Below are 21,921 nucleotides of genomic sequence, written 5' to 3' on the forward strand. Positions count from 1 at the left end.
CATTGTTCATTCTTATTGATACTTTTGACGAACGGTGAAACACGTCAACGGCGTTAGTGACGAGCAATAGTCGGGCCATGGAAGACATCAGAGACATCATTCAGAAATTGCGCAAGTACGAGGTGGCCATCCGGAAGGCGATCAACATGCAGATGCAGGGCGATTACCATTCGGTGTTCAAGGGGGCGGGGCTCGAATTCGATGACGTGCGGGCGTATCAGTATGGCGACGACGTGCGCACCATCGACTGGAATGTGACGGCCAAAGGCCACGGCACGTTTGTCAAAACCTTCCGGGAAGAGAAAGAACAGACCGTTTTTTTCATCGTGGACGTGAGCGCCTCGCAGGAAATCGGCAAACGAAAGCGCCGGAAGCTCGACATTACGAAAGAGATTTGCGGCGTGTTGTCGCTTGCCGCCGTGAAAGAAGGCAGCCAAGTGGGCGTGATTTGCTTCAGCGACGAAAAGGAAAAATACATCAAGCCGGGCAAAGGCCTGAAACACGCCTACGAGATCATCTACTCGCTGTTCAGCCTGAAGGCACAGTCGGCCAAGACCAACCTGACCAAGGCCATGAGTTTCGTCATCAACCTGCTGAAACGGCGCAGCATCGTCATACTGATTTCCGATTTTATCGACGAAGGCTACGAAGACCGCCTGCGCATGCTGGCCGACAAGCACGATCTGGTGGTGATCCACGTCGCCGACGACCGCGAAGTCAGCTTCCCGAAGCTGGGCATCATTCCACTTTTTGACAAGGAGAAACGCCGGACGTTCTGGATCAACACCTCGTCGACCCAGTTTGCACGCGAAGTCAACGACCGTTTTGCCACCAATCGGCACCAATTGGAGGAAATCTGCAAGCGCCACCAGGCAAATTACCTGCGGGTAGAAACTTCCGAAGACTACGTGGCCGACCTCATTCGTTTATTCAAGGTGCGCAACCGCACCACCAAACGTAAAATTGCCGGTGCCTGACATGACCCGTGCGCTTTTTCTCTTGTTCTTTCTGCTCGGAAGCGTTCCGCTGGCTACCCTTCCCGGCATAGCTCAGCCGGGCAGTACTGCCGGAGACACGCTGTCCGATAGCGGGACGGCGCTCCGCTGGACACCCCCGGAGGGAAGCTTTTTGCAGGACAGCATTCGCCTGGGCGAGCCCATCCGGTTTGCCATGAGCGTCCGCCATCCGCTCAACACGATGGTGCTGTTTCCCGATTCGCTTTACAATTTCCGGCCGTTCGAGTACCTCAGCCAAACGTGGTTCCCGACGCGCTCCGATAGCCTGGGGAGCCTCGACAGTGTGGTCTATACCCTGACCACCTTCGAGATTGATTCGGTGCAATCGCTGCGGCTACCGGTCTGGTACCTGCAAGGCGACGATTCCGTGGCGGTATATACCCGCCGGGTCGAAGTGGATTTTAAGCCGACGGTGGTGCCGCCCCTCCCCGACTCCATTGCGTTGCAGGCCACCACCGACTTCGCCCCCGTTCCGACGCAGTTCAATTACCCGTACTGGTCGCTGGGCATCGCCACGGCGCTGCTGATCGGTTTTTTCCTGTTCCTGCTGTTTGGGCAACCGCTGCGGCGACGCTACCAGCTCTACCGGCTCCAACGCCGACACGAGGCGTTCGAGCGGCAGTTCAACCAACAACTGGCCTACTGGAAAGCCCAACCGACCAGCCAACATTCGGAAGCGCTGCTTTCGCTGTGGAAACAGCATCTGCACCTGCTGTCACCGCACCCGTTTTCTTCGTACACCACGCGCGACATTACCCTGCTGCTGCCCGACCCGGCGTTGAACCAAACGCTTCATACGCTCGACCGCCACATTTACGGGGGCCTGCCGCCACAACCCGACGAACAGTTGTTCAAACCCCTGACCGATCAGGTAACCCGGCTCTACACCCAACGACGAGAGGAGGTGCTGCATGATTAACCGCACCAACTCCCTGTGGGAATGGCTGGACCCCATGTGGTTCCGCTGGTCCATCCTGCGCGATTTCGAGTGGGTCAATCCGTTTTACCTCTACCTGATCGCCCTGCTGCCGTTGCTGTGGCTGCTGCGCTGGTTGTTCATGTACCGCTTCCGCGAGAAGATCGAGGTGGCGCTGTTCGATGCGCAGGAAAAACCCCATTGGACCACCTGGCTCCGCTTTCTGCCGCCGCTGCTGTTCGCATTGTCCGTGGGACTGGTGCTGATGGCCCTGGCCCGCCCGCAAAAGACCAGCGAACAGGTCGACCAGTACACCGAAGGGATCGACATCATGCTCGTGCTCGACATTTCGGAGTCAATGAAGATCGAAGACTTCCGGCCGAACCGGCTCGAAGCCGCCAAAAACGTGGCCCGGGAGTTCATTGCCGGCCGGTTTCAGGACCGGATCGGAATTGTGGTCTTTTCGGGCGATGCCTACTCGCTGGCCCCCCTCACGACCGATTACAAGCTCCTGACCAGTTACATCGACGACATCGACTTCAAGATGATTCAGAAGGGCGGTACCGCCATCGGCAGTGCGCTGGCCGTGGCCACCAACCGGATGCGCGAGTCGGACTCCAAGTCGAAAGTGATTATTCTTCTTTCAGACGGCGACAACACTGCCGGCAACATCGATCCCATTACGGCGGCCGAACTGGCCAAAGCCTACAACATCAAAATGTACACGATCGGCATCGGGAAAGAGGGGCGCGTGCCGTACGGGCGCGACGTGTTCGGGCGGCCGCAGTACCTGGACAACACGATGGACGAAACCACGCTCCGGCAGATTGCCAACATCGGCGACGGATCGTTCTACCGCGTGTCGAACAACGAAGCACTCAGCGAAGTATTCGCCCGCATCGACCAACTGGAAAAAGCCGAAATCAAGGAGACGCGCTACCGCGATACCCGCGACTATTACGATATTTACCTGACGTGGGGCGTGTTGCTGTTCCTGGGTTGGCTCCTGACCAAGAATACGTTCATGAGCAACGCTATGGAAGACTGACCGGCAAAACCCGATTTGCGGTCGTGCCGGGGAATCCTACCGGAGAAAGCCCCGTGGGGCGAAGGTTCTCGGGCCTCCGACGCCGATTTTCTTGAACAAACGTTTGCAAACTTGTAGATTTGCAAGATAGAGGGTAAAACTTACGTGCTGGGGAACTACTTCTGACAAGCCGTTGCTTTCCTCGAAACTACCTGATCTACACCACCATTACCTCGCTGATTTCCGCTTATGAAGAAGCTTCTAGTCATCCTGCTGACCGGTCTTCTTGCCGCTGCCTGCTCGCACTCTTCTCAGGATTACAAAGAGTCGGCCGCCGACCCGGCCCTTCTTCGTCAGTCGTGGCACCGCCTGACCGACGTCATCGTCCACGATATTTTCTCGCCCCCGGTCGCGAGCCGCATTTACGCCTACTCGAGCGTTGCTGCTTACGAAACACTTCTGCCGGCACATCCGGAATACAAGTCGCTGGCCGGACAACTGAATGATCTGACGCCGGCCCCGCAGCCGGATACTACGCAAGAATACTGTTATCCGCTGGCCAGCCTGCACGCGTACCTGACCGTAGGGCGCGCCATGATCTTTTCGGAAGACAGCATTAACAACTGGGAAGCCCGCATCCACCAACGGTACCACGACCTGGGCGTTCCCGACGAAGTATTCGACCGTTCCGTAGCGTACGGACAACAGGTAGCCGACCACGTGCTGGCCTGGGCCAAACAAGATGGTTACAACCAGACGCGCGGCCAACGCCACACCGTTTCGACCGTACCGGGCACCTGGAAACCCACGCCACCGGCCTACATGGACGCCATTGAACCTTTCTGGAACAAGATCCGCCCGTTTGTGATCGACTCGGCCAGTCAGTTTCAACCCGACCGCCCGACCTCCTACACCGAAGACATGGGAGGGGCTTTTATGGCCGATGTGAAGAAGGTCTACGAAACCGGCAACAACCTTACACCCGAACAACGCGAAATCGCGAGTTTCTGGGACTGCAACCCGTTTGTGATGAATACGACCGGACACGTGATGTTCGCCACCAAAAAAATCACACCGGGCGGCCACTGGCTGGGCATCACCTCTATCGTAACCGAAAAAGACAGCGCCGACCTGATGGAAACCGCCGAAGCGTATGCGCTGGTTTCCGTCACGCTGGCCGATGCCTTCATTGCCTGCTGGGATGAAAAGTACCGCAGCAACTACATCCGTCCCGAAACGGCCATCAACCAGTTCCTCGATGAAACCTGGGAACCGGTGTTGCAAACGCCACCCTTCCCCGAGTACCCCAGCGGCCACAGCGTTATTTCTACCGCGGCCGCCGAAATGCTCACCAGCCTGTATGGCGACTCGTTCTCGTTCGCCGATTCGACCGAACAGCAGTGGGGCTTGCCGATGCGCCACTTCGACTCCTTCCGGCAGGCCGCGCAAGAGGCCGCCATCAGCCGGCTCTACGGGGGCATTCACTTCATGCCTGCCATCAACAACGGCGTCGACGAAGGACGGAAGGTCGGGCAGTACATCATCGGGAAACTGCAGACCCGCCACCACCCCCTTGCCGACAAGCAGGCGCTTTTAAAGAAAGAGTAAGTTTTTTGCGTTTTTCGAAGAAAAGTTGCTTTCCACTGTCACTAATATTGAGGCCTCTTACTTTTTGATAAAAGGCCTCTTTCATGCGATCTAGCTTTCTTTTTTTACTGCCACTGTCCTTTTTACTGGTTTTTTCTGGACAGGCACAACCCATCTATCGGCCCGGTGCCGTCATCACGCTTCAGGGCGATACGCTGCACGGCCAGATCGGCGAAACTTCAACGTCGAAAATGACCCGCGAGGTGCTTTTCAGGCCGGAGGGTCCAGCGGGTAGCAGGATACGCTACACCCCGGAAGAGATCCGCGGGTTCGTGATCGAACAGGACCGGGTCTATACCGCGCAACCGGTACATCATGCCAAGGGCGTTACGACCCGCTTCCTTCAGGAAATTGTAGTGGGCCGTGTCACGTTATACGAAACCCAGTTGGCTTCCTTAAAATCTGTCTATGCCATCGGGAATGGCGACTCAGTAGTTGCCCTGCCCAACGACCGTAAATTCCACGGCACGTTAAACACGATTTTTAGCGATTGCGCCGCCCTGCGCCTGAACAACCTGGAGGCACAAAAAAAATACCGTTATGACCTGCGTACGCTAACGCGCCTGGTTACCGACTATACCGCCTGTACTTCGTCGCAGCCGGTCCAAATTCGCCGTCGCCACGCACCTGCTTCGGTGACGGGCGGGATTTACGCGGGCGCGAACCTGTACCAGATCATCAACTTCGCTTCGACGCAGAGCGAAGCGCAAGGTGTTTATAGCCAGGAAGTCGGCGGAGAAGCTGGTTTGTACGGTCGCGTCACGTTAGGGCACGTAGGCGTACAAGCTTCGTTAGGCTACGCGTCGCTGCACGGAGAAAAAATCTACGTAAATTTTTGGGGTGACGAGTACCGCTATCAGGTTGCTACCCAACTGATCCGCCTTCCGCTTACTGTGCAATACCATCTGTTTCCGGGGCATTTCACCCCCTTTGTAGCGGCAGGTGGTCACCTACAATATTTGTTGCATCAGGAAGGCAGCCGGACAACTGCCAACGGCACGAGCACTTATCTTCTGGATGTAAGCGATCTTTCGTACGGGACGTCTTTCGGCATCGGCCTGCACGTGCCACTTGCGCCGGTTGCCCTGCAAATTCAGCTAAAAAGACATCGCTCACGCCTCCTGAAATACCAGGCGAACTACGGAGAAGAGAACGCCCGCATCAATCTGTATCAGCTGTCGTTGGGCGTAGAATTCTAGTGCCGCCCGTGCCGTGGGTTACGGTGCTTTCATCAATTCACAAACCTTATGCATACGCGTGCTCATTGTCCTACCTGCCAGACGGCATACGACCTGCCACCGGATGCCTGTCAGCACTGTGGCTTCCCTTTCGCGGGTACCGAAAAAGAGAAGTCTGTTTTCATTGGACAGCAAATTCTGAAGAAAGGCACCATCAGCGATACCCGAGAGCACATCCAACGAGCGCGCACCATCTTGTGGATCATCGGTGCCATTACGATGGTACTTGCTTTTGTGCAAGATGCACCCGACGGCATAAGTCAGACCTTCCACCTCGTGCTGGGAGCGGTCTTTGTCGGGTTCGGTTTTCTGACGTACAAAAAGCCTTTTCTCTCCATTCTGATTCCGCTCTTGCTCCTAGCCGGTTACTACATCGCACTGGCCCTGGTCGAACCTGCGGTGTTGATGCAGGGGGTGACGCGAAGAATTGTTTTCCTCGGCGGACTGGTCTATGCACTTGTCAGCATCGTTCGCGCCGAAAAAGCGCGGAAAGAGAGCCAATTCCTGAAAGGACATCAGTACAACTAGACGAAAGCGGCACACCCCTCATTACGGCAGGACTCGCTTACGTTTGGTCTCTCCCGTCAGACCTTCCGGCCGACAGCGCCTGTGCCGTCTGCACCATGCTCTCCGATAAAGAATACATCCAGCGGAGGTGGTGGGTCATCAGCCGGGCTTCCTGCACTTCGTGGCGCACCTGCTCGCTGACTGACGTTGGCTCGGCAACGAGCCACTGACTTTCGACCTGGGTGTATTCCTGCAACCGCTGCTCCATGTAAGCATTGGCCTCCACAAGTTGCCGCTGTACGTCTGCCAGTTGCGGCGCTCTGCGCTCCAGGTAGGCTTGTGCGGCTTCCAGCCGGTTGTCGATGCTGTCGAAGTAGGCCTGCACATGCTCCGATTTTTCGCTGGTGATGTGGTTCTGGATGAACGTCCCCATCGCCGTCAGGGCCGTCAGGAACGTGTGATTGAGCACCACCATTTCGTAATGCTTGGCGTAGTGCTGCCGCTTCGACTTCGGTTCCTGGTTCATCCGCTGAAAGGCCGCACTCAGGTCGCCAATCGCCAGAAACGCCTCCTTCCGCGCCAGTTTGTAGGACGTGGGCAGCTCGGCCTTGTGTTGGTAGAAGTGGCTGATTTCCTGTAAGTAAGTTCGGTTGGCACGCAGGGTTTTGAGAATGAACTTTCGGATGCTGGCGGCCTCCCAACTGGGCCAAAGCAACAGACTCGCCAGAAACGACATTCCCGCACCGAGGGCCGTATCCAGAAATCGGTACTGAATCACCTGAAAAGCGTCCGGCTGAATCAGCACGTACAAAAAAACGATGTTCAGCGTCACGAAAATGGCCGAGTTGCGGTAATTCCGCTGGAGCAACGAAAAGGCGATCACGAACGAAACGCCAGCCAGTACGCCGTATACCACGCGGTTGTCGACCAGCAGCACCACGCCGACCGCCACCACACACCCGATCAACGTGCCGTAGACCCGCTCTTTCGACCGGCTTTTGGTCAGACCGTAGCTCGGCCGCATAATCACGATAATCGTCAGGACAATCCAGTAGGCATTCTGGATCTGAAACCATCGACCGAGCGCAAAGCCCAGCAGCACCGTGGCCGTGAGGCGCACCGAATGGCGGAAAATCGTGGACTGGGGATTGAGGTTCTGCCGGAAAATCTGTGGATCGTAGTCCTGCGTGGTGATGAACTTCTCGGCGTCTTTGCTGCGCAACCGTACTTGCTCTTGGTCGATCAGGTCACTTAACACGCGTTCGATGCTCTCGATCTTCTGGTGCTGTTTCTGTTCGTAGTCCAGCAGGTTGCGCAAGATGATGGCCCCTTCCTGAACCTGGTCGGCACTGTGGGTGGTTTCGTAGGCCGCGAGGTAGCGGGCAATGCTGCCCCGGGCCGCCTCGAACAGCTTAGTGAAATCCGGGCTGGTCCGGATGGTGCGCTGCCGATTGACTGCCTCCGCCAACTCGTCCAACCGTTGCGCCATGCCGTTGAGAATCCGCACGAACGGTTGCAGGTCGGCGGGGATGCCCGTAAAAAAGGCGTTGAGCTTCTCGTAATTGGCCGGGTTGGCCATGGCCAGCTCCAGAATGTCGACCAGTTCGATGAAAATAAGAATGTACTTCTCGGCAAAGTGCGAGCTACCCGACGCTTCCCGGTCGGTGATGAAAATCTCCCGCAGCTTTTCGTGTTTTTCGTTGAGCTGACTTTGCAGGTCGAGCAGTTCTTTTTGAAGGGACAGCGCATGGTCGGGGGCAGGCACCAATTGTGCCCGCACGCGCAGGTAACGCGCCGTCAGCCGCATGCATTCGGCCAGAATCATCTGGTTGTGCTTGCGCGCCATCAGCGCATGCGCCACCCACGTCACGCACCAGTACCACAACCCGCCCAAAGTCATAAAGCCAAGGTGAGGCCACAACGCAGGCATTTCCAGCGGCCGTGCCAGGGCCAGAATCACCGCAAACAGTCCGGAGAAACTCACCAGCGAAGCGCGGAACCCGTAGACTGATACCATGGCGTTGCCGAACACCAGCAGTGACATCAGGGGTAGTACTACCCACAGGGACACAAACGAGAGGTGCATCAGCAAGGTGGTGACCAACACAATCGCCAGTGTAATCAGGATGCTCAGCGAACGGTGTCGGCGGCTGCCCGGTACGTCGCTGGGCGAACACAGAAAAACCCCCATGATCAGGCCAGGGGCGGGCGAAAAATTGCCCAGCGCATACAACACTCCCAACGGGAGGGCCATGGCCACCACCACGATGATACTGCGGTCAAAATCAATGCTGCGGAAATAGTCCGCCAACGCCCTACGCATGATGCATGGTCTTCGAAAAGGTTGTACCGAACCCGGTCCAAAAGGTTACAACCCCATTGGCCTGACCAGCGTTCGCTCCAACCTCTTGCAGGACTACAACCGCACTTTCGAGAACAGGGCCGCGTCGATTTCCGTCGCTTCGGGGGCAGCGGCCTGCTGCTGGAACTCTTTGGGAGTGAGGCCGAACTCCGCTTTAAAGCATTTGGAGAAATAGGAAAGACTCGTGAAGCCGGTGGCATACATCGCTTCCGATACGTTGCCGGCCTGCCCGCTCAGCAACAGCGAGGCTTTGCGCAGGCGGTATTTCCGGATCAACTGATTGCCCGACAGGTCGGTTAACGACTTGAGTTTCCGGTACAAGTGGGTAGTACTCAGCCCTACTTCACTAGCCAGTACCTCCACACTGAAGGCGGGATCGTCGAGATGGGCCTCCAGCGCCTGCATGATCTTCTTGATGAACTTCTCGTCGACGGTCTCGGTGGCAGACGGCGCGGCCGGTTGCAATAACACTTCATTTTTGAAGTAGTGAAGCATTTCCTGCTGCCGGGCGATCATCTGATCGAGATGGGCTTCCAGCAGGTCCATGTCCACCGGCTTGGTCAGGTACAGGTCGGCCCCCGTCTGAATGCCTTCCAGTACGTGCGTCGGCAGGCTTTTGGCCGTCAGAAAGAGAAACGGGATGTGGCGCATCTGCGGCGATTCTTTGAGTTTCCGGCAAAAGAGCAGTCCGTCCATCACCGGCATCATGCTGTCGCTGACGATGACATCGGGCGAAAACTGAGTGGCCTTCGCCAGTCCTTCTTCGCCGTTTTCGGCGACGAGGAAATGGTACTTGTGCCGGAGGCTGAGGCGGATAAAGTCGACCATTTGTGGGTTATCTTCTACAATCAGCACCAGGGGCTTGTCCGACGCCAACTCGTACCGGTACGGCACCGGCAGCGGGGTTTTGGTAGCCCATAGTTCCAGCGCGGGCTCTTCCTGCCACAGATCGACCGGGAAGTGGGCGTTCCCCAGCGGCAACACGACCGTAAAGCGACTGCCCTGTTGCAACGCACTTTCGACCGAGATGCGGCCGTGGTGCAACCGGATGTATTCGGCCACCAGGGTCAGGCCGATGCCGGACCCCGGCTCCTTGGCTTTGGCCGCAGGCGTCTGGTAGAAGCGCTCGAAAATCCGGCGCTGTTCGTCCGCCGAAATGCCCATGCCGGTGTCCTGCACAACCAGCGACACCGCGTCGTGCGGATAGGCGTCGTCGTGCAGACGTTGCAGGGCCAACGTTACGCTCCCACCATCGGGCGTAAACTTGAACGCATTGGACAAAAGGTTGTAAATCACCGTCTCGACCTTTTCGGTATCGGCCCATACTTCGCAGGTGTCCAGGTCGGTCCGAAAAGCAAACCGGATTTGTTTACGGGCCGCCCGGTCGGCAAACAGGGTCGTCAACTCCCGGCAGAATTCGACCAGATCGAACGGCGTTACGCGCAGCGGCAACACGTCGTTTTCGAGTTTGCGGACGTCGAGGATCTGGTTCACCACCCGCAACAACCGCTGTGCGTTTTTCTCGGCCAGGGCCATAAGGCCACTGCTCGCTTCGTCCAGCTTCCCCTGCTTCAGCACCTGCCGGATGGGCGGCAAGATCAGGCTGATGGGGGTGCGCAGTTCGTGCGATAGGTTGGTAAAAAAGCGTTGTTTGGTTTCGACCAGTTCTTCGGCGTGTTGCCGCTCCAGGCGTGCAATGTGCAACTCATTTTTGAGCTTCATTCGTGCTGTGTAGAGTCGCAATCCGGCAAACGCCGCCCCCAATATCAGCACCACGTACCCCACCAGAAAACCGGGACTCAGCAGCAGCGGTGGCCGGATGTGGATGCGCAGGGTCGCCACCTGATCGCTCCAGAGCCCAAAATTGTTGGTTCCCTTCACCGCCAGCGTATATGTACCGGGCGTCAGGTTGGCGTAGACAGCAAAGTTTTTGGCGCCGGTGGTATAGTGCCAGTCGTCGTCGAAGCCTTCCAGGCGGTACGCGTAGGTGTTCAACGCAGGTTGCCAGTAATCGAGGGCCGCAAATTCGAAGGCCAGCGAACGTTGGCCGTAGTCCAGGTGCAGGGCGTCGGTGAACGAAATGTCGTGGTGCAGCAACGCCTTCCCGTCGACTTTTTCGCCAGTGGCTACCGCCTGGTTGTTGATTTGCAGGGAAGTGAGGTGGACCGGCGGGCGGTACGGATCGGGGGCCAGCGCCTCCGGAAAGAAGGACAAGTAGCCATTGTCGCCGCCCAGCAGAAACTCGCCGGTGGCACTACGGGTGGCGCATCCGTTGTAGAAGCTGGTGAGCGGTAGTTCTTTTTCGAGCGGAAACGTGCGCAAAGCGCCGGTGGTTACCTGGTATTTCAGCAGGTACTGCGGCGTAGTGCCCCACAGGTTACCTTCGTCGTCTTCCAGCAGGTTCGCCAGCGTACCGGCATTGCCCATCACGAGCGGATGGAAAACGGCCTGATCGGAAGTGGGTCGGTACTCCAGCAGCCCGCGCTGCGTGGTGGCCCAGAGCACACCGGTGCGGGAACGGCACAGCGATTGGATCTCCTGCCCGCGGGCATGTCCGGCAAAGGTTTCAATGCGTTGTTTCTGGCCGGTCGTCCAATCGATGCGAAAAAGCTGGTTGTATTGAATCGACCACAGGGCGTCGTCGCCCGCGACACTCCGTTCGGCCGCAACTTCGTCGACCTGGCGAAAGCGCATGTCTGCGGCGGCCCCTTCGGTTCCACTCACCCGAAACAGGCCCCCGTCCCACGCCACCACCCAGAAGCTTCCCTCCGGGCTGCGCAGGATTTTCCCGATGTAATTGGAATTCAAGCCGTTTTGCATGCAGGCCGTCAGCGTCTCCATGCGTTGCGTCGCCTCGTTCCAGAGGTTGATGCCCCCCGCCGTACCGATCCAGATCCGCCCGCGGTCGTCTTCGGCCAGCGTAAATGCGTTGTCCAGCAGCAGACGGGTCGGACCCGGGTCGGTGCTGCGGAACCACCGCCGCGCGCCGGTCGTCGGGTCGATGCGGATCACCCCGTGAAGCGTCGCGAGCCACTTCGCCCCGTCGCGTGCCACCAGCACATCGCGCACCTGATTGCCGATAGTCTGCCCGTCCTGTTCGGCCGTGACTTCGTGAAAGGTGTAGGCGATGCGTGCGGGTTTCAGGCGACTGACACCGTTGGAAGTCGCCAGCCAGCGCACCCCGCCCCGGTCTTCAAAAAACTGCCACACCACATTGCTCGGCAACGAATGCGGCACCTGCGGCTGGTGAAAATACGTCGTGGTGGTACGGGTCCGTGGATCGAACAGGTTCAGGCCGAAATCGGTCCCCAGCCAGAGGCGCTGGTCTGCCGCCACCAGGATGGACTTCACGACGTCGTTGCTGAAACCTGCATTATGCCGGTTGAAGTGCTGGTACGTGCCGGCAGTTGGATCAAACAGACACAGCCCCGTTTCGGTGCCCACCCACAGCAGCGAGTCGGCCGTGGCGGAAACCGGCTGGATGGCCCCGATCAGGTTGTTGTCCGGCGCAGGTGCATAGTTGCCTTTCAGGTCGTAGTTCCGGAAATGGGACGCGCCCGGCGCAAGCTGGTTCAGGCCGTCGTACGTACCGACCCAGAGCGTCCCGGTACGATCCTGGTAGAGGGCACGTACGGTGTTGTGACTCAATCGGCTGTTGTGCTGGGTGAAATGTTGCCCCGCGCCACCGTGGCGGGGAAAGTGCCACAGGCCGCCGGAACTGCCGACCCAGACGTCGCCCTGCCGATCCTGGTACAGGCAGCGGATCGTATTTTCTGCCCCCACGTCCACACGGGTGGTCTGAAACGTCACCACACTCATCTTGTACAGCCCTTTCCAGGTACCGATCCAAAGGGTATCGCCAGCGGCCACCAGCGCGTTGATGCCCAGCGAAGCCGGGAAACTCATGGAATCGCCGCGCGGGAAGGCCTGAAAGCGGTAGCCGTCGTAGCGGGCCAGGCCTTGGCTTGTGCCCAGCCACAGGAAGCCATACGCGTCCTGCACAATGGCGGTCGTCTGCGGCGCGGGCAGCCCGTCGCGAACCGACAGGGTCGAAAAATACAGCGTCTGCGCCCCGAGCTGGCCTCCTCCGATTCCGAGCCCTGCCCAGAGGACAACCCCTAGGATGATGCGTACCATGTGGTGGTGTTTCAAAAAATAGCGATCTCGTGTTGCGCCCTGGTTTTGCCCGAGGGCAGCGTGTAGGTCCGCCGGCCGCCCGGCACCAGAGGCGTATGGTTGAAAATTACCACAATCCGGAGGATTTCTTTCTTACTAGGGTTGATTTGTTATGGTTTTGGGTCGATTTGTATCCTCCCCGCCCTCCCCTTTTTTCCATCTTGCTCTTCCAAACGAACGGTCGGCCCCGTCGGCTTTTCGTGCAGCAGCTTCCTACGTTCATGCCCCATGAAAGCACCACCCCACTTCTCCCGCCGTCGCGGCTGCGAGATTCCGTTCTGGAATTGCCGCCCGCGGATTCCCGGCTATGCCCTCACGGTTCTTTTCCTGGCACTTGACGACCGGTCACTGCACCGCACCAACCACCTCGTTATGAACAACACCTTATGAAAACACACTTACATTCTCTGTTACAACTCTTCGCGCTGGTGGCCCTGTTGTGTACCGGCGATGTGCTCCGGGCCCAGTCCGTGGCGGTCACGGGCCGCGTGCTCGATGCCAACGGCGAAGGCATTCCCGGGGTGAACATCCTGGAACAAGGCTCCAACAACGGCACCATCACCGACGTGGAAGGCCACTTTTCGCTCAACGTGAACGCCAACGCTACGCTGGTGCTGAGCGCGGTAGGCTACCTGGCGCAGGAAATTGCGCTGGCAGGCCGCGCTACCCTGGACGTTACCTTGCAGGAAGACGTAAAAGCGCTTGAAGAAGTCGTGGTGGTCGGCTACGGTACCACAACCCGCCAGAACATCACAACGTCGGTCGCCAAAGTCGATCCCAAGAACATTCCTACCCCGGCCAACAACTCCATCCCCGAACTGCTGTTCGGGCGGGCGGCCGGTTTGCAGGTCACGCAGCAAAGCTCCGAACCCGGCGGGAACATCAACCTCTCGATCCGCGGTCGCGGCAATCCGCTCGTGGTGGTCGACGGCGTCGTGTTTCCTTATTCCGGACTGGAACCCGACAACGGCGGGCTCGAACTCCAGGGCGTGCAGCGGGGCGGTCTGGCGGGCCTCAACCCGAACGACATCGAATCGATCGAAGTCCTGAAAGACGCTTCGGCGGCGATTTATGGCGTCAATGCGGCCAACGGGGTCATCCTGATCACGACCAAAAAAGGGAAAGCCGGCCGGATGAACGTGAACTACTCAGGCAGCCGGTCGCTAGTCACGAACCTGCCTTACCTGGAGCCGCTGAACGCACAGGAGTACATGCGGAACTACAATCAGTTTACCCTCGACAAGTACCTGGCCGACAACCAGATGCAACCCTTCGGGCCTAATGCGGCCACAGGTTTCCAGCCCAAATATTCTGAAACGGACATTCAGAACGCCGGCGAAGGAACCGACTGGCTGGGGGAAGTGCTGCGCAACGGCAGCATCGACAACCACACGCTCGGCATTACGGGCGGCTCCGAACGCGCTACCTATTACTTCTCGGGCAGCTATTTTAATCAGGTGGGGACGATGAAAAACTCGGACCTGACGCGTTACAACGGGCGGCTCAACGTAGCCTTCCAACTCAACAAGCGGCTCACGTTCAACACCAGCGTCAACGCCAGCCGCAACTACTACGGCAACTCGACGGCGGGCTGGCAGACCGGCAACGCGGGCACACAAAGCTTCGGCGCGTTGCAAGCGGCGCTGGCGTACCCAAGTTCGGTCCCGGTGCGCGACGCGGACGGCAATTTCACGCAATTTGCCGTGATCGGCAACCCGGTTTCACTGCTCAACATCAACGACCAGACGATGTTTACGGGCCTGCTGGCCAATTTGTCGCTGGACGTAGACATCATTCCCGGCATGCTGACGGGAAAAGTACTTTACGGCAACAACAGCGAAAACTCGGTTCGCGACTTCTTTATTCCGTCCACAGTGTTCTGGGGGCAACTGTTCCGCGCCCGTGGCTCGCTGAACGAAGCCCGACGTCAAAACCAGACGATGGAAGCGACGTTGTCCTTCAAGAAATCGCTCGGGGCCATTGCCTCGGTCGATGCCGTGGGCGGTGTGGGGCAATACATCGAAGACGGGACGGGCTTTGGCATTGAGGCGTCCGACATGCTGGACGTGATCAACACCACGAATCTGGCGTCGGCTACGGGTCCTAAAACCACCACGTCGTACAAGTATTTCGAGAAGAAACGGTCGTTTTTCGGGCGGGCCTCGTTCGACGTGCTGGACCGGTATCTGCTGACGCTCACTTACCGTTACGACGGCTACGACAAGTTTTTCCCGAACCAGAAATACGCCGGTTTTCCGTCGGCTTCGGTCGGCTGGAAACTTTCGAACGAATCGTTCCTGAAAAACAATACGACGCTCAACCTGCTGAAACTGCGGGCCAGCATGGGCACCACCGGCAACACCATCGGCTCGGTGGCGTACGGTGTGTTTGTGCCCGACCCCAACATCATCGTCTTCAACAACGGCGGCGTTGTCTACACACCCTATTACCAGACGGCCCTGGACCAACCCAACCTGAAGTGGCAGAAAACGGTCAACTCCAACATCGGACTCGACTTCGGGCTGTTCCGGGATCGGATCTCAGGCTCGCTCGACTGGTTCCACGACGACATCACGAACCTGCTGAACGCCAACGCCAACACGCCACAGCTTTCTTACATTTCGTCTGTGCCGCGCAACGGGGGGCGCACCATCCGACAGGGGGTGGAACTGGCCGTCAGCACGGCCAACGTACGGAGCGACGTGTTCGAGTGGAACAGCACGCTCAACATCTCGCACTACTACTACCACTGGGTACGGCGGTTCGAGAACAACGACCTGCAACCGTATGTGCAGGTGGACGATCCGGTCAATGCCATCTACGTGTTTGAGACCGACGGCATTTTGCAACCCAACCAGGAAATACCCGAATGGCAGCCCGAAGGTGCGCGGATGGCCGGTGCCCCGCGGTTTGTCGACCGCAACGGCGACAACACCCTCGACTACCAGGACGTGGTGCGTTACAACGCCGATCCACGGTTCATCCTCGGGTTCGGCAACTCGTTCCGCTACCGGAACTTTGACCTGAACGTGTTTCTGTACGGACAGCGCGGCGCCACCGGCTGGAACTACACCAGCATCTGGGCCGATCCCAACAACCTGATTTCGGGTAACCAGAGCGGTACCGACGCCCTGGGACGCGTGTGGAGCACCGCCAACCCGGACGGCACCTGGCCGGGCGTCAGCTACAACGAAACCACCCTGGGACTGCCCGCCAGTGTCGACACGCGCCTGGCACGCCGGGACTTTCTGCGCTGCCGCAACCTCACGCTGGGGTACAACGTCGATCCGGGCAGTGAGCGGAAGTATTTCCAGAGCCTGCGCGTCTACGTCGATGTGCAGAACGCCTTCCTGATTACGAAGTACGAAGGCGCCGATCCGGAAACGCAGGCCGCGAACGTGAAGGGCGGCCCGGCCCCCTACCCGATGGCGCGTACGTATTCGCTGGGCGTAAAAGCCAGCTTCTGATTCCACCACCTTTTGACCGAAATCTCATGAAAAAACTATATTTTCTGCTCAGTACGCTGGTGCTGCTGGCCGGCGGCTGTACCGAAAACCTGGACCCGCAACTTTACGGATCGCTCTCGCCGGTCAACTTTCCGCAATCGGAAAACGATTTCGAGCTCTACATGCTGGAAGTGTACAAGCCTTTCAATGCGAAGTGGGGTTACCAGGACCTGGACTGGCAAAACAACTTCTACAGCTACGAGTACGGCTACGTGCAGCTTTTCGACGCACCCACCGATCTGTTTGCGGAGTTTCCCGAATGGGGCGGCTTTTTCGAAGCCTTCAGCAAGGCCAATTTCGTCTTTCTGAAGACGCAGGGCCGCACCAGTCACTTCGAGAAAGTCCGGTTTGTGACCCGCATCACGAAGATCATCGACGACCTGGAACAAGCCGACATTCGGGAAGAGCCTAAAAATCAATTCCTGGCCGAGGCCCACATGGCCCGCGGCTGGATCATGTACTACCTGCTGCACCTGTACGGCCCGCTGCCGGTGATTCTGGACCCGGCGTTGATCGGCACCGACGCCGAAGACAACCTCACCCGTCCGGACCGGGCCACGTACGTGAGCGCCATTGCGGAAGACCTGCAATTTGCGGCAGAGCACCTGGACGCGTACCCCGCCGAATACGGCCGGTTTAATCGCGGCATTGCCCTGACGGTGCTGATGCGCCTGTACCTGAACGAGAAGAATTTTCAACAGGCCGAGGAAATCGGGCGCGAAATTCAGACGATGGGCTACAGTTTGGTGGAAGATTACACGAGCCTGTTCCGCGAGGCGACGGAAATCAACAACGAAACCATTTTTGCGGTCTCCTGCCAGCCCGACCAGAGCGGCAACCAGAACCAGGGCAACATGAACGCCTTCGCGTTTTACTGTTACCCCTCTGATTACCCCGGCGAAAAAGTGCAGGGCGGCTGGCCCAGCCCCAACGGCGTTTACGCCGCCAACTGGTCGTTCTACGATTCGTTCGACCCGAACGACGAACGGCGGAATCTGCTGGTAGCCGAATACGTCAACAAAAGCGGCGAAACCCGCGACCGTAGCAACCTGCGCGGAGCAGTAGTAGCCAAGTATCCGGACGAAGGAGGAGGCACCAACGCCTTCCAGGGCAACGACCTGCCGCTGGCCCGCTATGCCGACGTGCTGCTGATGCTGGCCGAGGCCATCAACGAAACCAGCGGTCCTACGGCCGAGGCCGTCGAGCTGATCAACCAGGTGCGCCGCCGGGCGGGCATTGGCGATCTGCCCGAAGCCGACATCGCCTCGAAAGAGGCCCTACGCGATGCCATTCTCCGCGAACGCGGCTGGGAGCTTTATTTTGAAGGCTACCGCAAGATGGACCTGGTTCGCCACGGCAAATGGGAAGCGGCGTTGCAGTCGGTCGGCAAAACGCCGGGGCCGACGCTTCTCCCCCTCCCCGACTACGCCATTAACAACAGCGGCGGCCAACTCACGCAAAACGAAGGATACTAATTGTTGCCTGACAGTAGAAAGAGGTCGAGCCTCCCGTCCGTGCGGGCGGGAGGTGCCCCTCTTCGCTAAGTTCTCTCACACGACACCCCCGTTCCATGCACCACCTCGCTACGTTTCTGCTGGTTGTACTGACGTGCCTGTTCGGCTGTACTCCCCCGGAAGCGCCTACCGACCCGGAAGACACGCTCGCCGTGCCCACCCCTGACACCACGCTCCCTGCCGTCACGTTTTACCAGGGCGTGGATCTTTCGTACGTCAACCAGATTCTGGACCACGGCGGCACCTACCGGGATTCCGGCGAAGTCCGCAGTCCGTATCGGATTTTCAAAGATCATGGTGCCAACTTGGCCCGCTTCCGCCTGTGGCACCAGCCTACCTGGACCCGAGACGTGTACGGCAGTGCCGGAACGCAGCTTTACAACGACCTTGCCGACGTGACGGAAGCCATCCGGCTCGCCAAGGCGCAGGGCATGGCCATCAACCTGGATTTTCATTACTCCGATACGTGGACCGATCCCGGTAAGAATCAGGTCCCGGCCGCCTGGCGCGACATCACCTCGCTCGATGTCCTGGCCGACTCGATTTACCAGTACACCTACCAGACCTTGCAGCACCTCGCGCAACGGGGCCTGATGCCGGAAATGGTGCAGATCGGCAACGAGATCAACTGCGGCTTTTATTTTACTGAGGCGCCCGCGGGCCTGCCGAAAGCTTCTGTGTGTCAGGAACCTGCCCACTGGCAGGCGCTCGGGCAGTTGCTGAACGCCGGCATCCGGGCCGTGCGCGAGGTGGCGAAATCAACGGACGTACAACCGCAGATCCTCCTGCACGTAGCCGACCCGAAAAACATCACGTGGTGGTTCGACAACGTCACCACCACGGGCCAGGTACACGACTTTGATGTGCTTGGGTTTTCGTTCTACCCCCTCTGGCACAGCGAAGGGGTCCAACTGGAGAACCTGGGCGAGCACGTGGCGCGCTACAAAAGCAAGTACCACAAACAAGTGATGATTCTGGAAACGGCTTATCCCTGGACCACCGAAGGGGCCGACAGCTATTCCAACATTTTCGGTAGTGGCACTCCGCTGGCGGGCTATCCGTTCACGAAGACCGGGCAGGCGCAACTGTTGCGGGAGATGACGCGCCAGATGCGCAACGGCGGCGGCTACGGCATCATCTACTGGGAGCCCGCCTGGATCACCTCGCAGATGAAAGACCTGTGGGGCACCGGCTCCTCCTGGGAAAACGCCACCTTGTTCGATTTTCAGGGAGCACCGCTACCCGGCATGGCTTACCTGAAAGAATAGTCCGCGGGGCGTAATGTGCAAAGCGGTCAATCGGGGAAAGCGATTTATCAGTCGCTCACCACACCACACGGGCCGCTCCTGCCCTGTCGAATCATGTTCCGATCAATCCTAACTTTTTACGTGCTTTGAAAAACGCTTTGGTTTCTTGCCTGTTCTTCGGGCTCGTGGCGCTTGCGCCGGTACTCGCCCCGTGCAGGGCGCAATCGTCCCGCGATGTGTACGTGGACGACGCAGGTGTCATGCGCTGGGGCGACACCAAAAAGGAAGTGCAGGGCTTCGGGGTGAATTACACGGTACCGTTTGCCTACGCCTACCGCGCGGCCGACCGGCTGGGTGTGGACCGCGAACAGGCCATTGCGCAGGACGTCTACCACCTGGCACGGCTGGGCTTCGACCTGTACCGGGTCCACGTGTGGGACGTAGAAATCAGCGATACTGTGGGGAATCTGCTGGACAACGACCACCTGCGGCTGCTGGACTTCACGCTGAACGAACTGAAAAAGCGGGGCATGCACTATTTTCTGACTCCCATTGCCTATTGGCCCAACGGCTACCCGGAACCTGCCGAGCCGACACCGGGGTTTGCGACCAAATACGGCAAAGAGGCGTGTCTGACCCATCCGGAGGCCATTGCAGCGCAGGAACGTTACCTGTTTCAGTTTCTGAACCACGTCAATCCCTACACGGGCGTGGCGTACAAGGACGATCCTGACCTGATTGCTTTCGAGGTATCGAACGAACCGCACCACCGGGGAACGCCCGAAGAGGTGACGGCTTTCATCAACCGGATGGTGGCGTCCATGCGACGGACGGGCTGCCGGAAACCGATCTTCTACAACATTAGCCACAGCATTCACCTGGCCGACGCCTACGCGGAGGCCGACATCCAGGGTGGTACGTTTCAGTGGTACCCGACCGGCCTGGGCGCACGCCACGAATTGCGGGGCAATCTGCTGCCGCACGTGGATGCGTACACGATTCCGTTCATCGACCGACCCGCCTACCGGAAGATGGCGCAGGTCGTGTATGAGTTTGACGCCGCCGACGTCGGTCGGTCGTACATTTATCCGGCGATGGCGCGCAGCTTCCGCACAGCGGGGATGCAGACGGCCACCCACTTTGCGTACGACCCGACCTTCCTGGCCCACACCAATACCGAGTACAGCACCCACTTTATGAACCTGGTGTATGCACCGCAAAAAGCGCTGAGCCTGATGCTGGCCGGAGAGATCTTTCACCGGGTGCCGCGGCACGCTTCTTACGGCACTTATCCCGCCGACACGGCCTTCGCCGGCTTCCGGGTGAGTTACGGGCAGGATCTGGCCGAGCTGGTGACCGATCAGAAATTCATTTACACCCACCATACGACCTCGGCGCCAAAACGGCTCCAGAAGCTGGAACAGATTGCCGGGTGGGGCCGATCGCCGCTGGTGCAGTACGATGGCACGGGGGCGTATTTCCTCGACCGACTGGAAAAAGGCGTGTGGCGGCTGGAAGTGCTGCCCGATGCCGTCTGGGTCGACGATCCCTTTTCGGCCACGGGTTTGCAGAAAACGGTGGCGGTAACCCGCGCACAGGATCGTTCGCTGACGGTGCAACTGCCCGACCTGGGCGAAGGCTATACCCTCATGCCCCTTAACGAGGGAAATTCCTATCAAACGCAAGCCGAAGGCTCCACCTGCACCGTTCGTCCGGGCACGTATCTGCTTACGCGTCAGGGCAAACAAGCGAAATGGAAGGCCACGGACCGCTGGAAGAACATCACGCTCGGGGAGTTTTACGGCCCCTCGTCGCCTCTTACCCAGACCTACGTGCGGCACACGCACACGCCCCCCGTCTCGGCCGGACAGCCGGTGGAACTGGACGTGCAGGTGGTTGCCCCGGAAACGCCCGACGCCGTAGAACTCTGGGCGTCTACGCAAGGCTGGCGACCGGAAAAAATCAAGATGACGCCGCAAGGTGCGTATCGGTATCGCGCCGTACTGCCTGCCGATCAGGTGCGGGAGGGATTTCTGCGCTACTACATTACCGTTCAATGCCAGGGGCAGGCACGCACGTACCCGAACGATCAGGCCGGAGCGCCAACGGACTGGGATTTCGACCGCAGTTCCTCCTACCGTCTCTCTGTCGTGGCACCCAATGCCGGGACGCCGGTCGCCGGAACGCCGGTCACGTTATTCAATCCGCTGGAAGACGAAGCCTTTCTCCTGCACACGAACGATGCCAGTCGCTATCAACTGCTCCCGGGCGCGGGGCCAACGCCTCCTACGCTGCAGCTTCGCCTTCCGTCCCAACAACCCCTCGATCCGGAAAATCCGGAAGCTGAGCCCATCACCGACCACAGTTTCCGGCTTTTTGTCGGCGATAAAGTTGCGCGTCGTGCAGCGGAGCTAAGTACCCAAACGCACCTCGTCGTCAGGGGCAACTCAGGTTCATCGGCCCACTGCCCCGTACAGGTCGCGCTGGTGCTGAACGACGGCTCCGTCTACGGTGCCACGCTAACCCTATCGTCGGCAACGGAGGCGCACCGCGTCGCTTTGGCCGATTTGCAACCGGTGGCGCTGGTCACGTTGCCGCGCCCCTACCCCACCTTTTTGCCCTATTATTTCGAGAATCCAGCGCCGATTCCGTTTGACTTGCATGCGGTAGAAAGCGTACAGTTTTCGATCGACCCTAGCGCTTCCGCACAAACGCAGCCGTCAACCCTTACCCTGGAAGGAATCTGGCTGGAATAATTTTTATGC

At 58.8% G+C, this 21,921-nt stretch carries 13 protein-coding genes; 11 read left to right on the forward strand and 2 right to left on the reverse strand.

The window, feature by feature from the left end; all coding sequences use genetic code 11:
- The first annotated feature begins 77 nt into the window (after positions 1–77).
- From BLR44_RS12270 to BLR44_RS12295, 6 genes are all read left to right on the forward strand, one after another.
- Positions 78–977, forward strand: coding sequence for a DUF58 domain-containing protein (locus BLR44_RS12270; protein WP_317042780.1), 900 nt, complete (start codon positions 78–80; stop codon positions 975–977).
- 1 nt (position 978) lies between these two features.
- Complete coding sequence (locus BLR44_RS12275) at positions 979–1,935, forward strand: hypothetical protein (protein ID WP_089682223.1); 957 nt, start codon at positions 979–981, stop codon at positions 1,933–1,935.
- On the forward strand, positions 1,928–2,980 hold the full coding sequence (locus BLR44_RS12280) for a vWA domain-containing protein (RefSeq protein ID WP_089682225.1): 1,053 nt from the start codon (positions 1,928–1,930) through the stop codon (positions 2,978–2,980). The genes BLR44_RS12275 and BLR44_RS12280 overlap by 8 nt, the downstream gene beginning before the upstream one ends.
- 228 nt (positions 2,981–3,208) lie before the next feature.
- Positions 3,209–4,567 (forward strand): vanadium-dependent haloperoxidase, encoded by a 1,359-nt coding sequence (locus BLR44_RS12285; protein WP_089682227.1) that lies wholly within the window; start codon positions 3,209–3,211, stop codon positions 4,565–4,567.
- An 83-nt stretch (positions 4,568–4,650) separates the two neighbouring features.
- Positions 4,651–5,805, forward strand: coding sequence for an outer membrane beta-barrel protein (locus BLR44_RS12290; RefSeq protein WP_089682229.1), 1,155 nt, complete (start codon positions 4,651–4,653; stop codon positions 5,803–5,805).
- 48 nt (positions 5,806–5,853) lie between these two features.
- Positions 5,854–6,372, forward strand: coding sequence for a hypothetical protein (locus tag BLR44_RS12295; RefSeq protein WP_089682231.1), 519 nt, complete (start codon positions 5,854–5,856; stop codon positions 6,370–6,372).
- A 37-nt stretch (positions 6,373–6,409) separates the two neighbouring features.
- Here the strand turns inward: BLR44_RS12295 and BLR44_RS12300 are convergent, their stop codons facing one another.
- Both BLR44_RS12300 and BLR44_RS12305 read right to left on the reverse strand, forming a co-directional pair.
- Positions 6,410–8,674 (reverse strand): FUSC family protein, encoded by a 2,265-nt coding sequence (locus BLR44_RS12300; RefSeq protein WP_089682233.1) that lies wholly within the window; start codon positions 8,672–8,674, stop codon positions 6,410–6,412.
- Between the two features lie 93 nt (positions 8,675–8,767).
- Complete coding sequence (locus tag BLR44_RS12305; RefSeq protein WP_143017253.1) at positions 8,768–12,850, reverse strand: two-component regulator propeller domain-containing protein; 4,083 nt, start codon at positions 12,848–12,850, stop codon at positions 8,768–8,770.
- Between the two features lie 267 nt (positions 12,851–13,117).
- Here BLR44_RS12305 and BLR44_RS28875 point away from each other — a divergent pair, with 267 nt between their 5' ends.
- The 5 genes from BLR44_RS28875 (at position 13,118) to BLR44_RS12325 (ending at position 21,912) form a co-directional block, all read left to right on the forward strand.
- Positions 13,118–13,279, forward strand: a complete 162-nt coding sequence (locus tag BLR44_RS28875) for a hypothetical protein (RefSeq protein WP_176956015.1) — start codon at positions 13,118–13,120, stop codon at positions 13,277–13,279.
- The gene (locus BLR44_RS12310) at positions 13,276–16,356 is read left to right on the forward strand and encodes a SusC/RagA family TonB-linked outer membrane protein (RefSeq protein ID WP_245706043.1); all 3,081 of its coding nucleotides are present in this window, start codon (positions 13,276–13,278) and stop codon (positions 16,354–16,356) included. Before BLR44_RS28875 ends, BLR44_RS12310 begins: the two co-directional genes overlap by 4 nt.
- Positions 16,357–16,382: 26 nt before the next feature.
- Positions 16,383–17,870: a RagB/SusD family nutrient uptake outer membrane protein gene (locus BLR44_RS12315; protein ID WP_089682238.1), complete on the forward strand. Its 1,488-nt coding sequence runs from the start codon at positions 16,383–16,385 to the stop codon at positions 17,868–17,870.
- A gap of 95 nt (positions 17,871–17,965) precedes the next feature.
- Entirely contained in the window at positions 17,966–19,177 is a 1,212-nt protein-coding gene (locus BLR44_RS12320) for a glycoside hydrolase family 53 protein (protein ID WP_089682240.1), read from the forward strand.
- A 125-nt stretch (positions 19,178–19,302) separates the two neighbouring features.
- Positions 19,303–21,912, forward strand: coding sequence for a glycoside hydrolase 5 family protein (locus BLR44_RS12325; protein ID WP_143017254.1), 2,610 nt, complete (start codon positions 19,303–19,305; stop codon positions 21,910–21,912).
- Positions 21,913–21,921: the final 9 nt, after the last annotated feature.

The sequence above is a fragment of the Catalinimonas alkaloidigena genome (assembly GCF_900100765.1).
GTDB lineage: Bacteria > Bacteroidota > Bacteroidia > Cytophagales > Flexibacteraceae > Mooreia > Mooreia alkaloidigena.

Bases quoted from the DNA above. Each gene is read 5' to 3' on its own strand.
- BLR44_RS12280 (WP_089682225.1), top strand. From the start codon at position 1,928: ATGATTAACCGCACCAACTCCCTGTGGGAATGGCTGGACCCCATGTGG.
- BLR44_RS12310 (WP_245706043.1), top strand. From the start codon at position 13,276: ATGAAAACACACTTACATTCTCTGTTACAACTCTTCGCGCTGGTGGCC.
- BLR44_RS12300 (WP_089682233.1), bottom strand. From the start codon at position 8,674: ATGCGTAGGGCGTTGGCGGACTATTTCCGCAGCATTGATTTTGACCGC.
- BLR44_RS12270 (WP_317042780.1), top strand. From the start codon at position 78: ATGGAAGACATCAGAGACATCATTCAGAAATTGCGCAAGTACGAGGTG.
- BLR44_RS12285 (WP_089682227.1), top strand. From the start codon at position 3,209: ATGAAGAAGCTTCTAGTCATCCTGCTGACCGGTCTTCTTGCCGCTGCC.
- BLR44_RS12290 (WP_089682229.1), top strand. From the start codon at position 4,651: ATGCGATCTAGCTTTCTTTTTTTACTGCCACTGTCCTTTTTACTGGTT.
- BLR44_RS12295 (WP_089682231.1), top strand. From the start codon at position 5,854: ATGCATACGCGTGCTCATTGTCCTACCTGCCAGACGGCATACGACCTG.
- BLR44_RS12275 (WP_089682223.1), top strand. From the start codon at position 979: ATGACCCGTGCGCTTTTTCTCTTGTTCTTTCTGCTCGGAAGCGTTCCG.
- BLR44_RS12305 (WP_143017253.1), bottom strand. From the start codon at position 12,850: ATGGTACGCATCATCCTAGGGGTTGTCCTCTGGGCAGGGCTCGGAATC.
- BLR44_RS12315 (WP_089682238.1), top strand. From the start codon at position 16,383: ATGAAAAAACTATATTTTCTGCTCAGTACGCTGGTGCTGCTGGCCGGC.
- BLR44_RS12320 (WP_089682240.1), top strand. From the start codon at position 17,966: ATGCACCACCTCGCTACGTTTCTGCTGGTTGTACTGACGTGCCTGTTC.
- BLR44_RS28875 (WP_176956015.1), top strand. From the start codon at position 13,118: ATGAAAGCACCACCCCACTTCTCCCGCCGTCGCGGCTGCGAGATTCCG.